Here is a 13,096-nt window from a genome sequence, read left to right as displayed (position 1 = left end):
ACCAGGAGTTTCCATGGCCGCCCCCCATAACAGCCGACAGGCGACCGTTCGCATCAAGAACCTGATACTGCGAACCTACATCGGAATCAAGGATGAGGAGATCAACAACCAGCAGGATGTTCGCATCAACGTCTGCCTGCGCTACGATGCCGGCAACGCCATCGACCGCAACGACATTGAGTCCGCGCTGAATTACCGTACCATCACCAAACAGATCATTCGCCACGTCGATGGCAACCGGTTTGCGCTGTTGGAACGCCTGACTCATGAGGTGCTGGCCATCGTCATGGACCACCAGCCGGTGCAATGGGCACAGGTGGAAATCGACAAGCCCCACGCCCTGCGCTATGCCGAGTCGGTATCAGTCACGCTCGAAGCCAACCGGGACGCCTGACGCCATGCCACTGCACGACCCGGATGCCATCCGTCAGTTGCTGGAATCCACCACCAACATCGCCCTGGTCGGTGCCAGCGACAAACCCCAGCGCCCCAGCCATGAGGTGATGGTGTTTTTGCAGCAGCAGGGCTACCGGGTGATCCCGGTCAACCCCAGACTGGAGGGGCAGACCCTGCTCGGTGAGCGGGTCTACGCTACCATCACCGACATCCCGGACCCCATCGACCTGGTGGACGTGTTTCTCGCCCCGGAACGAACCGACCCAGTCATTGACCGAGCCATCGACCGCGGCGTTCCCGCGGTCTGGCTCCAGATAGGAGTGATCAACCACCCCGGCGCCGACCGGGCAGAGCAGGCCGGGCTGGCGGTGGTGATGGATCGTTGCCCCAAACGAGACATCCCTAGCCTGGGCATCCTCGGCCCCGGGCGCCGACCGGCCTCCGCGCACTGACAAGAATTTAGCTTTACCGTATCTTATTGATTAGACCTACAATAATAATATCGATCCTAACTAGCACCTGCCCCCGAATTACGGGATCAGGTATCGGAGCCTTCAGTGCCAGCATCCAAACCGGCAACCCGACAGATCGTGGCCGCCCTGCTCAGTCCGGCGTTTCCGGCGCTGATCCTGTTGGCGTTCCTGGGCATCGCCATCGCCCTCAAACTCGGCGCTGACAACCAGCACAACCATCAGCTCCAGGCCACCCTGGCGGCAGAGGCGCAGGCGTTGGCGCGGGACCTGGAGCGACGGTTCGACAACCATGTCCAGGCCCTCACCCGCATGGCCAATCGTTTGGTTGTAACACCAGACACGCCAGAAGACGCCTGGCGGGCGGATGCCCGCAACTATCTGGCAGACTTCGGCAGCTATCAGGCGATCGAGTGGATCGACGGCGATTACCTCATCCGCTGGCTGGAACCCGTCAATGGCAACGGACAGGCCGCAGGCTTCAACGTCGCCTTTTCCAGCAGCCGACGACAGGCGCTGGCCCGTGCCGCCGCCACCGGCGATCTGGACACCTCGGGAGTGATTGAGCTGGCCCAGGGCGGCACCGGGCTGGTGATCTACGCCCCGGTGGGCGCCGGCGACGCCAACCGGGGGTTTATTGCCGGCGTGTTCAAGATGGCGGACCTGGCCTCCTCACTGATGACCGAACGGGCTCGCAACGTCTTCCGCATCGACATCCACGAGAACGGCAGGCTCGCTTACCGGCTCGGCCCGGAGGCGGCCGGCCAGGATGCATACCGTCAGCAGGTGACCGTCAATCTGCCGAACATCGAGTGGCGAGTCACCCTCGCCCCGTCGACGGCCTGGCTGGCCAGCCGGCACAGCAACCTGCCCTGGATCGCCTTCTCGGTACTGCTGGTGGTGGGGATATTGGTCAGCCTGTCGACCCTGCTGATCCAGTTGGTGCTGAAACGACACCAGGACCTGCTCAAGACACGCTCAGAACTGGACCAGGAAATCCGTCAGCGTCAGCTGATCCAGCAGGATCTGGCCCGTCTGGAGTCTACCGACACCCTGACCGGCCTGGCCAATCGCCGGTTCTTCATGGAAGACCTGAGCCATGCCCTCAGCCTGGCCGACCGCCACCAGCGCCAGCTGGCGCTGATCATGATCGACCTCGACCGTTTCCAGATGCTCAACGACTCCCTTGGCCATCAATTCGGCGATGAGTTGCTGATCAAGGTCTCCGAGCGACTCAATGCACTCAGCGATGAACGGGTACTGGTGGCCTATTCCGGCGGCGACGAGTTCATGGTGTGTCAGCAACACGTGGACGCCATCGACGACGTCATCCACCTGCTGGGCCAGCTCCAGAAGTGTTTCGCCGAGCCGTTTTCGATCCAGCGCCAGATCCACGGCATCACCGCCACCATGGGCATCGCGGTCTACCCTCAAAGCGGCCTGGACGCCGACGAGTTGCTGCGCAACGCCGATATCGCCCTGTACCGGGCCAAGGAAAGCGGCCGTAACACCTATCAGTTCTACACCGAGGGCATGCAGGACCGGGAGGTGCGGCGCCTCGAGCTGGACAAGGACCTCAACCTTGCCCTGGAGCAGGACCAGTTCCTCCTGCACCTGCAACCCAAGCTGGACCTGGACACCCTGAAGATGGACAGCGTGGAGGCGCTGATTCGCTGGCAGCACCCCACCCGGGGACTGGTGCCGCCGTTCGAATTCATCCCGCTGGCGGAAGAGAGTGGCCGCATCACCGACATCGGGCGCTGGGTGGTGATGGCCGCCTGCCGCCAGCTGGCGGCCTGGAGCCAGGGACCGCTGGCGCACCTGCGCATTGCCGTTAACCTGTCTGGCCGGGAGCTGGACGATGAACACCTGATCGACAACATCCAGCAGGCCCTGGCCGAGCACAACGTGCCCGCCAACCGCCTGGAAGTGGAGTTGACCGAGGAGATCTTCATCCAGAACATCGAGCGCAACCGCAATCAGCTGGTGCGACTGCATGAACTGGGCGTGCACCTGGCCATCGACGACTTCGGCGTCGGCTATTCGTCGCTGGCCTACCTGCGCGATTTTCCAGTGGACCTGCTGAAAATCGACCGTTCCTTCATCACCAACGTCACCGATCGCCACGACGACGCGGTGATCACCCGGGCGGTGATCAACCTGGCCCACAACCTAGGCGTCAAGGTGGTCGCCGAGGGCGTGGAGACCGAACAGCAACTGCAGTTCCTGCGGCAACACCGCTGCGATTACGCCCAGGGCTACCTCATCAGCCGCCCGGTCAGTGCCGAACAACTGGAGAAGCTGCTGCTGGACGACTACTCGCCGCTGCGCCAGGATTGAAAAGCCCCGGTCAAGACGACACAATGCCAGCCAGCCGGTCAGTCCCGCCTGCCCGGCATCCTCCAACGATGAAAGCGATGCCGCTATGCCAAACCCCTCTCCGAGCCACTACCTCACCCCCGAACAGGACCGCCGCCTCCGGCGCTGGGAAAACTGCAACCGCGGTTACTTCATCTTCGCGTTCTTTGCGCTGATCGTGGTGCTGGTGTTCAGCAGCCAGCTCGGTCTGTCCAGTGGCGACAGCTGGGGCCCACTGGGGGTGCTGCTGGCCCTGCTGGTCAGCCCCATCATCGTCCTCCAGCTCCGCCTGGCCTGTCCGGCTTGCCATCACAAGATCGGCTGGCAGGCCAAATTGATGGCGCCCGACCAGTGCAGCCATTGCGGCGTGTTCCTGCGGGCCAGAGAAAAACCGTCCGCCTGACGCTTGACCTGTGAGTTACTCACAGGTTTTAGACTATCCTCATGGTCAGGAAACCCTCCCGGTTCCCGTTCGCCAGACGCCAAAATGAGGAAACCCCGTCATGAAGGTCAACGAGCTAGCCAAAGCCGCCGGCACCAGTCCGGATACGGTGCGTTTCTACACCCGCGAGGGCCTGCTGGCGCCCAGCCGCGATCCGGCCAACAACTACCACCAGTTCACCGCGCAGGATCTGCGGCGACTGAGATTCGCCCGCAAGGCGCGCCAATTGGGCTTCTCGCTGCCGGAGGTGAAGGACATCCTGGCCCAGGCCGACGACCATCACTCCCCCTGCCCGATGGTGCGCGAGGTGTTCGAGCAGCGTCTGCGCAGTGTGGAGCAGCAACTTGCCGAGCTCAGCCAACTGCGTGATCGCATGCGAGCGGCGCTGACCACCTGGCAGGCCATGCCCGACGGCACGCCGGACGGACACACCATTTGCCAGTTGATCGAACATTGGGAAGACCCGGACAGCGGGCCATCCCAGGAGGAGCATCACGGATGACCGATGGCAACCAACCAGGCCCGAAACTGACCATCTCCGGCGCCTCCTGCCAGGGCTGCGTCAAGAAAATCCGCACCGCACTCGCATCCCTGGTGGCGGACGCCGAGCAGATCGCCGTCGACCTGCCGACCCAGACCGTGCGGCTGCCAACCGGCGTCGACGGCGCGACCGCCGCGCGGCTGCTCAGCGAGGCCGGCTATCCGGCGCAACCGGCCGACCCGGTGTCGGCCACGCCGGAGCCGCGCGCCGACGCCAGCTCCGCCACCACGCAGCCGTCACCGCCAGCCGGCCAGGCGATTCACCTGGCCATCAGCGGTGCAACCTGCGCTTCCTGTGTCCGCACCATCGAGCAGGCGCTGCTCGCCGTGCCCGGGGTCGACGCCGCCCAGATGAACCTGGCCGACAGTAGCGCCACGGTGTACGGCAACGGCGATGCCAACGCCCTGGCGGCGGCGGTCGCCAGCGCTGGCTACGGCGCGCAAGTACTGGAAGACCCCGAGCAGGCCGACGAACGCCGGGCCCTCGACGAGCGCCGTCAGTACCGGCAACTGCTGGTCAAAATGGCGCTGAGCCTGGGGCTCGGTCTGGGCCTGATGGTGTGGGGCATGGGCTTTGGCACCATGATGGTCACCCCCGCCAACCAGACGCTGTGGCTGGGCCTGGGTGGACTCACGCTGCTGGTGATGGCCGCCACCGGCGGCCACTATTTCACCGGCGCCTGGAAAGCCTTCCGCCATCACAACGCCAATATGGACACCCTGATCGCCCTGGGCACGGGGACCGCCTGGCTCTATTCCATGGTGGTGGCCAGCGTGCCGGGCGCGCTGCCGGAGCTGGCCCGCCACGTCTACTTCGAAGCCTCCGCCATGATCATTGGCCTGATCAACCTGGGCCAGGCATTGGAGTTGCGGGCCAAGGGCAAGACCTCCCAGGCCATCCGCCGACTGCTGGATCTGCGGGCCAAGACCGCTCGCGTCATCCGTGACGGCGAGGAACGGGACCTCCCCGTGGCACAGGTCCGGATTGGCGACCAGGTTCGGGTGCGGCCGGGCGAGAAGCTGCCGGTGGACGGCGAGGTCCTCGACGGCGAGAGCCGGGTCGACGAAAGCATGCTCACCGGCGAGCCCATGCCGGTCGCCAAGGGCCCCGGCGACACGGTGGCCGCCGGCACCCTGAACAGTCAGGGCTCGCTCCTCTATCAGGCCACCCGGGTGGGCAGCGAAACCGCCCTGGCGCAGATCATCCGGCTGGTGAAAAAAGCCCAGGGCTCCAAGCCCGCCATCGGCCGCCTGGCGGATCGGATTTCGGCGGTGTTCGTGCCCACCGTGATGCTGATCGCCGTCGTGGCGGCGCTGGTCTGGTATAACCTGGGGCCTGAGCCGGCGGTGGTCCACATGATGGTGGCGGCAACCACTGTGTTGATCATCGCCTGTCCCTGCGCCCTCGGTCTGGCCACCCCCATGTCGGTGATGGTCGGTGTCGGTAAGGCCGCGGAGTTCGGCGCGCTGATCCGCCAGGGCGACGCGCTGCAAAGCGCCAGTAAGCTCAACCTGGTGATTCTGGACAAGACCGGCACCATCACCCGGGGCCAGCCCACGGTGACCCGGGTGCAGGCCCTCGACGGCAACGAACACGAGTTGCTGGCACTGGCCGCGGGCCTGGAACAACATTCGGAACACCCCCTGGCCGCCGCTGTGCTGCAGCAGGCCCGCGAGCAAGGCATCGAGGCGGCCACAGTGACCGGCTTTCAGGCCCACAATGGCCACGGCGTCAGTGGCGAACAGGCGGGGGCGACCCTGCGCCTCGGCAACCGGCGCTGGCTGGAGGCCGAAGGCATCGAGCTGGCGGCGCTGAGTGATGCCGAGCAAGGCATCAGCCGCGACGCCGGCACCCCGCTGTTCCTGACCCGCGGTGATCAGCCGTTGGGGGTGATCGGCGTGGCCGACGCCATCAAGCCCGATTCGGCCGCCGCCATTGAGCGTCTGCAGCAATTGGGAATCCGGGTGATGATGGTAACCGGCGATGTCGAGGCCACCGCGGCCGCCATCGCCCGGAACGTCCACATCGACGAATTCCGCGCCGGTGTGCTACCCGCCGACAAGGCCGACCTTGTTCAGGCCATGCGCCAGCAGGGCTACCGGGTCGCCATGGTGGGCGACGGTATCAACGACGCGCCAGCGCTGGCGGCCGCCGATGTCGGCTTCGCCATCGGCACCGGCACCGACGTCGCCATCGAAAGCGCCGCCATCACCCTGATGCGGGGCTCCCTGCACGGCGTCGCCGATGCCATCGAGGTGTCCCGCGCCACGGTCCGCAACATTCACCAGAACCTGTTCGGCGCCTTTATCTACAATACCCTGGGGATTCCGGTGGCGGCCGGCCTGCTCTTCCCCTTGTGGGGCATCCTGATGAGCCCGATCCTGGCGGGCGCGGCCATGTCGCTGTCATCCGTCACTGTAGTCGGCAATGCCAATCGGCTGCGCCTGTTTCAACCCCATTCCGCGAGGATCGCGCCATGACCGATCTGTTGATCAACGCCGGCGGCCTGGCGCTGATGGCCGCCATTGTCTGGTGGTTCTGGCTCGCTCCCGGCCCGTCCGGTTCAGCCAATCAATCCCAACACACCCAACAGGAACGACGCCCATGAAACATCTGATACTGGCCCTGGGCCTGACCAGCAGCCTCACCGTTGCCACCGACAGTTACGCCGACGAGACAGCGGCGATCACCGTGTACAAGTCACCCACATGCGGTTGCTGCACCGACTGGGTCCGCCATCTGGAAGACAACGGCTTCGCGGTGCAGGCCATCAACACCCAGGACCTCCACACCATCAAGGCCGAAGCGGGCCTCACCCCCGCCCTGGCCAGCTGCCACACCGCCTTTGTGGGTGATTACGTGATCGAGGGCCACGTCCGCGCCAGCGATATCCGCCGCCTGCTCGCCGAGGGCCTACCCGCCCGCGGCCTGAGCGTTCCCGGCATGCCAGTGGGCTCTCCTGGGATGGAGATGGGCGACCGCCAAGACGCCTACCAGGTGCTGCTGTTCAACGACCAGGGCCAGACCCGGGTCTACGCCGAGCACCCCTGAGCCGCGCCCAATGCCGGCGGGCCCTGGCGATTTCATCAGGCGCCTCGGCGTAACTCCGGACCATCTCTGGCACACAGCGGTGAATCGGGGTGAATCGGGGTGAATCAGAGGCCCGCAAGCCGGGAAGTCTGACGCTGGCCGTTGAACGCGGTATACTGCCGAGCCAAACATTCATTGCCATTCCAGTCAGGTTCGCTCCATGCTCAATGCCGACGCCCTCACTCAGTTGCGCCAGCTCAAATCCGACATCAAAGAGAACAAGGTAGTCTTTCCCGGCACCGTCAAAGCCACCAACGGCCGTTTCGGATTCGTGGTGCTGGACGAAGGCCGCGACGTGTTCCTGCCACCGGAGGAAATGCAGAAGGTCCTGCCCGGTGACCGGGTCAACGTCACCGAGCAAACCGACGACCAGGGCAAAACCCAGGGCCAGGTGGACGAGCTTCTGGAGAGCGCTTTGACCACCTTTGTCGGCCGCTACCTGGTGAAGGGCAAGGGCCACTTCGTGGTGCCGGAAACGGCGGGCATCAACCGCTGGATTTTCATTCCCCCCAAGCATCGCCAGGGCGCCGAGCCGGACGACCTGATCTACTGCCGTATCCATAAGCACCCGTTCAAGGACGGCAAGGGCCAGGCCCGCATCGAGCAGGTGATCGGCAAAGCCGGTGAACCCGGCGTCGAACGCGCCTTCACCCTGGCCAGTTTCGACCTCAGCGAAGCCTGGCCCCAGCCGGTTCAGAACCAGGCCGACGATCTCAGCGAAGATGCCGTGGCAGCCGCCGGCAGTGATCGCGAAGATCGCACTGCCGCCCCCTACGTCACCATCGACAGTCCCAGCACCCAGGACATGGACGACGCCCTGCTGGCCGAGGCCAACGCCACCGGCTGGAAGGTATCGGTCGCCATCGCCGATCCGACCGCGCTGATCGCGCCGGACAGCCCGGCCGAACGGGAAGCCCTGAACCGGGCCACCGCCATCTACTTCCCCGGCGAGCCGCGGCCGATGCTGCCGGATGCCATCAGCACCCGCTTGTGCTCGCTGCTACCGGACACCCAACGGCTGGCTTTGGTGTGCGACCTGCAGGTCAACAACGACGGCAGTCTGGGTGACTACAGCTTCCAGCTGGCAAACGTTCGCTCCCAGGGCAAGCTCAGCTACGAGCTGGTGGCGAGCGTCATCGACGGTCGTGAAAACGACGACGCCAAGGCGCTGCCGGAGGCGGTAACCACCAGCCTGGACCAGCTGCACCAGGCCGCCACCGCGCTGCGACGCTGGCGCGAGCAGCACGCCCTGCTGAGCAACGACCGCGCCGAATACCGTCTGCGCCTGGATGAACACAAGCGCATCCGCCAGATCGAGCCGGCCACCCAAAACGAGGCCCACCGGCTGGTGGAAGAGTGCATGGTGGCCGCCAACCGCTGTGCCGCGGATTTCCTCAGCCAGCAGGCGTCCGGCCTGTTCATCACCCACCCGGGCCTGCGCGACGACCGCCAGGACAACATCCGCACCTTGCTGGCCAGTTTCGCGCCGGCGCTGGCGGAGCTGGACCCGGCCACACCGGAGGGCTTCCGCGCCCTGATGCAACGCAGCGAGGGCCTGGTGGCCGAGGTGCCGGTGAAAGCCATCGTCTCGCGTCAGCTGGCGCGGGTGGAGCTGGCGTTCCAGCCAGCGCCGCACCAGGGCATGGGCCTGACGGCCTACACCACCTTCACCTCGCCACTGCGCAAATTCAGTGACTTCTACGTGCACCGGCTGATCAAGGCGGCGTTGTGGCAGCAACCGATGCAGGCGCTGTCCGCCAGCCAGCTGGAAGCGTTGCAGGCCGCCCAGATCCAGGCCCGCCAGGCCGCCAGCAGCCTGGAGAACTGGCTCAAGTGCCAGTTCGCCCCCAGCCTTGGCCAGGACCAGTTCACCGGCACCATCACCCGCACCGTGTCCGCCGGCTTCTACGTCCGCCTCGACAGCAATGGCCTGGAGGGCTTTGTCAGCAGCAAGTCCCTGGCGGGCAAGTTCAGTTTCGACCCGGTCACCCTGCGTCTGACCCACACCAAGAACGGCCGCACCTTCCAGCTCGAACAGCCGGTCACGGTCACCCTGGCGGAAGTGGACAACGACCGCAAACAGATCCTGTTCACGCTGGTGGAAAACGCCGCCAACGCCGACACCAAGCCGGCCGAGGACACCCAGGCCAACGCTTGAAATTCCGCCGACGGGGGCGCAAGGTAGGAATTGGAAGCCAAGACACCGCTGAAGGCACGGCCCCGCCGGTCTTCAGCGGCGCACGATCTGGAGGTGCGCCCTATGCCGATCAGCCCTGACGAGTTCCTCAGAAAGTACGGTTTCGACGAGGACAACGAGGACCGGGACCACAGCCTTCGCCATAATGCCCTGGAGCACGCCCGCCACCTACGGCGTCCCAATGCCGGTACGCCGTTTGATTGGGAGGACTGGGAGCGCTACAAGCGCGAGCACCCGGATGACGTCGAGGAAGACGACGTCGAGTCCCGCTGATCCCTCGCCCGGCTAGCTGGACAGGCCCGAGTCGAGCAGGTTCAGCAGTTTCCGGTCTTTGCTGGACCACAGCGCCTGCAGCCAGTCCTTGACCTGGCGCCGATGCGCGGCATCCGCAGTGTAGTCCTTGCCTTTGAGTTCCGCCGGAATGGTGACGGTGTCAATCTCCAGGCGAACCTCGCTGACCCGGCCACACAGGAAGTCCCAGAAGGTCGGCGACCCGCCGGGATAGGCGATGGTCACATCCACCAGGGTCTGGATGGAATCGCCCATGGCATCCAGCACGAACCCCACGCCGCCGGCCTTGGGGGTCAGCAGATGCTGGAACGGGGACTTCTGGCGCTGGTGCTTGACCGGCGTGAAGCGGGTACCCTCCACGAAGTTCATCACGCTGACCGGGGTGTAGCGGAACTTTTCGCAGGCCTTACGGGTGGCTTTCAGATCCTCACCACGCTTCTCCGGGTGCTTGAGCAGGTATTCCCGGGAGTGGCGTTGCATAAACGGGAAATCCAGTCCCCACCAGGCCAGCCCGATCACCGGCACCCAGATCAGCTCCTTTTTCAGGAAGAACTTCAGAAACGGCGCGCGTCGGTTGAACACCCGCTGCATGGCGAAGATATCCACCCAGCTTTGGTGGTTGCTCAGCACCAGATACCAGCCTTGCCGCTGCAGCTTATCGGCACCGCTCACATGCCAGCGGGTGCCGTGGGTCAGTTTCATCCACCCGGTGTTGCAGGCCACCCAGGACTCCGAGATCCAGATGATGACGCGGGTACACAGCACCCGGAAGCCCTCGATGGGGACGATCAGTTTCAAAAGCGCGGGAATGTACAGCAGAATACACCAGAAAAGCGTGTTGATTCCCAACAGCAGGGCATTGAGCACGCCGATCACCGGCGCGGGCAGAAAGCTGAGCATGATGGTTGTCCGTGTTATTGTCGATTTGGGCTGGCCCGCATGATAACAACGGTGCTGACGAATGGCAGCATCCCGAGGTGACATATCTGCCAACGGAATTGGACGGTTTTGCCATGTGCCATCGGGCAGCGCCCGTATACCCTGTCACCTTTGCAAACCCCATGTGCTGTCCCTTTGAGTAACGAGTGATGAACCCGGCTATGCCAAATCCCTTTCTGTCCGTGATCAATAAGGCCTCCGGCCTCACCCGCCAGACTGCCCTTTACGCCGGCAACGCCTTCGACCGGGTATTCCGCGCCGCCAGCCTGGTGCAAGCGGGCCAAACGCCGTTCGAAACCCTTCACAGCGATGGTCTGGTGAGTCTGCGCTACTACCCGCCACTGGCGGAGGACTTCATCGACCTGGACGGCGAAGAAATCCCGGTCCAGCGCCGGAGCCACAAGACGCCCATTGTCATCGTACCGCCGCTGGCGGTGAACATGCTGATTTACGACCTGTTCCCGCAACGCAGCCTGGTGCGCTTCCTGCGGGCCAAGGGCTTTGAGGTCTACCTCATCGACTGGGGCATTCCCACCCGCGAGCACACCCACTACAACATGCACACCTATGTGGCGGAACTGCTCCCGCAATACCTGAACCGAGTGCGTCAGCACAGTGGCGAGCAGGAGCTGTCGCTGCACGGCTGGAGCATGGGCGGCATGTTTACCCTGTTCTATTCGGCCCTGAGCAAGGACCAGCACATCCGCAACGCCATCGTGCTGGGATCGCCCATCGACAGTCACGCCTCGGGCTTGATCGGCCTGATGTACCAGCGCATCTCCGAGGTCGCCGAATTCGTCCGCACCCGCACCGGCTTCAAGCTGCACAGCCTGCAGCCGGGCTGGTTCCACACCCCGGGCTGGGCCAACACCCTCGGCTTCAAGCTGAGCAATCCCATCGGCAGTGTGATGGGCTACTGGGAGCTGGTGGTCCGCCTCGGCGATCGGGAGTTCGTCACCAGTCACGCCACCACCTCGGCGTTCCTGGACCGCATGGTGGCCTACCCCGGCGGCATCATTCAGGACACCGTGGTGCGGATCTGGATCGACAACCAGCTGTCCGATGGCAAGATCCAGATCGGCGACGACTGGGCCCGGCTGGAAAACGTCAACGCCAACCTGCTGGCCATTGCCGGCGAAACCGATACCCTGGCCACGCCCGATGCCGCCCAGCGGGTGATGGACCACGTCAGCTCCACCGACAAGAGCTTCCGGGTGATCCCGGGCGGCCACATGGGCATCCTGGCCGGCAGCAAAGCCCCCCGCAGCAGCTGGCTGGAACTGGCCGAGTGGCTGGCAGAACGCTCCAACTGACGGCGCACCACCGTGGTTCTAGCGGCCACGGTTTTGCCCTACACTGGGATTCATGAATCCCATCGATACGTTCAATCTCGATGCCCGCGCCCTGCGGGTGTTCCTGGCGGTGCTCGACGAGGCCAGCGTGTCCCGGGCCGCCGTTAAGCTCGAACTGAGCCAATCCGCCGTCAGCCATACCCTGGACCGGCTGCGGCAGGTGCTGGCCGACCCACTGTTCGTCAAGTCCGGCCGCGGCATTAGCCCCACCGACTATGCCCTACGCATCGGCCCCAACGTGCGGCAGATCCTGGACGATCTGCGGGCCTTGTCGGCCGGGCCGCCGTTCGTGCCCGCTAACGCCGAGTTCAGCTTTACCATCGCCGCCAACGATTACCAGCGTGACCTGCTGTTACCGGGCCTGGCCGCCAAGTTACGGGCGCAGGCACCGGGCATCCGGCTGCAGGTGATCCCTTCCGGCATACCCAGTGCCGACATGCTGCGCAAGGAGGTGTGCGACCTGATCATCTCCCCGCATCCGCCGTCGGCCAGTGACGTCATGCAGCGGCGGTTGCTGGACGACCAGATGGCGGTGTTCTTTGACCCGGCCCAACGCACGCCCCCCACCACCTTGGCGGACTACCTCCAGGCCCAGCACATCGCCATCCTGTTCGGCACTGGCGAACGCACCGCCCTGGAGGGTTCGCTCAGCGCCCGTGGCCTGGAGCGCAAGGTGGTGGTGACGGTGTCCAATTTTTCCGGCCTGCCCGGTTTTCTCCGGGGTACCGACTTGCTGGCGACCGCGCCCCGCGGCATGAGTAAGCACTTACTCAGGGATTTCGCTCATGCCGACCTGCCGTTCGACTACAAGCCGTTCACCCTGCTGATGCTGTGGCACCGGCGACACCAGGACGATCCCGCCCATCGCTGGCTGCGCCAGCAGCTGGTCGCCGTAGCGGAAAATCTGGGGGCGTGATTCCGCTGCTGTGCTCCACTGATTAGCCCGGCTGATTCATCACTTTTGTTCATGGATGCTATGCAACCGGCGGCCGTTATCTCGGCCCCCCGGTCGCGTAGACT

Annotated in this window: 13 protein-coding genes; 12 read left to right on the top strand and 1 reads right to left on the bottom strand. The window is 64.7% G+C overall.

The genetic code is table 11. The features are described from left to right. Positions 1-13: 13 nt before the first annotated feature. The 10 genes from folX (at position 14) to N6L25_RS09660 (ending at position 9,767) form a co-directional block, all read left to right on the top strand. A complete protein-coding gene (gene folX, locus N6L25_RS09705) occupies positions 14-394 on the top strand; it encodes a dihydroneopterin triphosphate 2'-epimerase (RefSeq protein ID WP_271979649.1) in 381 nt (126 codons plus the stop codon). Between the two features lie 4 nt (positions 395-398). Next, on the top strand, positions 399-848 hold the full coding sequence (locus N6L25_RS09700; RefSeq protein WP_271979647.1) for a CoA-binding protein: 450 nt from the start codon (positions 399-401) through the stop codon (positions 846-848). Between the two features lie 105 nt (positions 849-953). Further along, positions 954-3,206, top strand: a complete 2,253-nt coding sequence (locus tag N6L25_RS09695) for a putative bifunctional diguanylate cyclase/phosphodiesterase (RefSeq protein WP_271979645.1) — start codon at positions 954-956, stop codon at positions 3,204-3,206. 85 nt (positions 3,207-3,291) lie between these two features. Next, positions 3,292-3,627, top strand: a complete 336-nt coding sequence (locus N6L25_RS09690) for a hypothetical protein (RefSeq protein ID WP_271979644.1) — start codon at positions 3,292-3,294, stop codon at positions 3,625-3,627. A gap of 100 nt (positions 3,628-3,727) precedes the next feature. Further along, on the top strand, positions 3,728-4,168 hold the full coding sequence (locus N6L25_RS09685; protein WP_271979643.1) for a MerR family transcriptional regulator: 441 nt from the start codon (positions 3,728-3,730) through the stop codon (positions 4,166-4,168). Beyond that, complete coding sequence (locus tag N6L25_RS09680; RefSeq protein WP_271979642.1) at positions 4,165-6,687, top strand: heavy metal translocating P-type ATPase; 2,523 nt, start codon at positions 4,165-4,167, stop codon at positions 6,685-6,687. The genes N6L25_RS09685 and N6L25_RS09680 overlap by 4 nt, the downstream gene beginning before the upstream one ends. After that, complete coding sequence (locus N6L25_RS09675; protein ID WP_271979641.1) at positions 6,684-6,815, top strand: hypothetical protein; 132 nt, start codon at positions 6,684-6,686, stop codon at positions 6,813-6,815. Before N6L25_RS09680 ends, N6L25_RS09675 begins: the two co-directional genes overlap by 4 nt. After that, positions 6,812-7,258 (top strand): DUF411 domain-containing protein, encoded by a 447-nt coding sequence (locus N6L25_RS09670; protein WP_271979640.1) that lies wholly within the window; start codon positions 6,812-6,814, stop codon positions 7,256-7,258. Before N6L25_RS09675 ends, N6L25_RS09670 begins: the two co-directional genes overlap by 4 nt. 199 nt (positions 7,259-7,457) lie before the next feature. Then, positions 7,458-9,455, top strand: a complete 1,998-nt coding sequence (locus N6L25_RS09665; protein ID WP_271979639.1) for a ribonuclease R family protein — start codon at positions 7,458-7,460, stop codon at positions 9,453-9,455. Positions 9,456-9,557: 102 nt separating this feature from the next. Further along, entirely contained in the window at positions 9,558-9,767 is a 210-nt protein-coding gene (locus N6L25_RS09660) for a hypothetical protein (protein ID WP_271979638.1), read from the top strand. 12 nt (positions 9,768-9,779) lie between these two features. Here N6L25_RS09660 and N6L25_RS09655 read toward each other — a convergent pair whose 3' ends face one another. Then, the gene (locus tag N6L25_RS09655; protein ID WP_271979637.1) at positions 9,780-10,685 is read right to left on the bottom strand and encodes an acyltransferase; all 906 of its coding nucleotides are present in this window, start codon (positions 10,683-10,685) and stop codon (positions 9,780-9,782) included. A 200-nt stretch (positions 10,686-10,885) separates the two neighbouring features. On the opposite strand from N6L25_RS09655, the gene N6L25_RS09650 reads away from it, so the two are divergent. Both N6L25_RS09650 and N6L25_RS09645 read left to right on the top strand, forming a co-directional pair. Next, entirely contained in the window at positions 10,886-12,037 is a 1,152-nt protein-coding gene (locus tag N6L25_RS09650) for an alpha/beta fold hydrolase (RefSeq protein ID WP_271979636.1), read from the top strand. Positions 12,038-12,089: 52 nt separating this feature from the next. Continuing rightward, positions 12,090-12,992: a LysR family transcriptional regulator gene (locus tag N6L25_RS09645; RefSeq protein ID WP_271979635.1), complete on the top strand. Its 903-nt coding sequence runs from the start codon at positions 12,090-12,092 to the stop codon at positions 12,990-12,992. Positions 12,993-13,096: the final 104 nt, after the last annotated feature.

The organism is Marinobacter sp. SS21 (genome assembly GCF_028369065.1).
Taxonomy (GTDB): domain Bacteria; phylum Pseudomonadota; class Gammaproteobacteria; order Pseudomonadales; family Oleiphilaceae; genus Marinobacter.
This window is presented reverse-complemented; position numbering and strand designations above follow the sequence as displayed.

Excerpts from the sequence above, each read along its gene's own strand:
- N6L25_RS09655 (WP_271979637.1), bottom strand. The coding sequence starts at position 10,685 with ATGCTCAGCTTTCTGCCCGCGCCGGTGATCGGCGTGCTCAATGCCCTG.
- N6L25_RS09675 (WP_271979641.1), top strand. The coding sequence starts at position 6,684 with ATGACCGATCTGTTGATCAACGCCGGCGGCCTGGCGCTGATGGCCGCC.
- N6L25_RS09660 (WP_271979638.1), top strand. The coding sequence starts at position 9,558 with ATGCCGATCAGCCCTGACGAGTTCCTCAGAAAGTACGGTTTCGACGAG.
- N6L25_RS09665 (WP_271979639.1), top strand. The coding sequence starts at position 7,458 with ATGCTCAATGCCGACGCCCTCACTCAGTTGCGCCAGCTCAAATCCGAC.
- N6L25_RS09680 (WP_271979642.1), top strand. The coding sequence starts at position 4,165 with ATGACCGATGGCAACCAACCAGGCCCGAAACTGACCATCTCCGGCGCC.
- N6L25_RS09685 (WP_271979643.1), top strand. The coding sequence starts at position 3,728 with ATGAAGGTCAACGAGCTAGCCAAAGCCGCCGGCACCAGTCCGGATACG.
- N6L25_RS09670 (WP_271979640.1), top strand. The coding sequence starts at position 6,812 with ATGAAACATCTGATACTGGCCCTGGGCCTGACCAGCAGCCTCACCGTT.
- N6L25_RS09645 (WP_271979635.1), top strand. The coding sequence starts at position 12,090 with ATGAATCCCATCGATACGTTCAATCTCGATGCCCGCGCCCTGCGGGTG.
- N6L25_RS09690 (WP_271979644.1), top strand. The coding sequence starts at position 3,292 with ATGCCAAACCCCTCTCCGAGCCACTACCTCACCCCCGAACAGGACCGC.
- folX (WP_271979649.1), top strand. The coding sequence starts at position 14 with ATGGCCGCCCCCCATAACAGCCGACAGGCGACCGTTCGCATCAAGAAC.
- N6L25_RS09700 (WP_271979647.1), top strand. The coding sequence starts at position 399 with ATGCCACTGCACGACCCGGATGCCATCCGTCAGTTGCTGGAATCCACC.
- N6L25_RS09650 (WP_271979636.1), top strand. The coding sequence starts at position 10,886 with ATGCCAAATCCCTTTCTGTCCGTGATCAATAAGGCCTCCGGCCTCACC.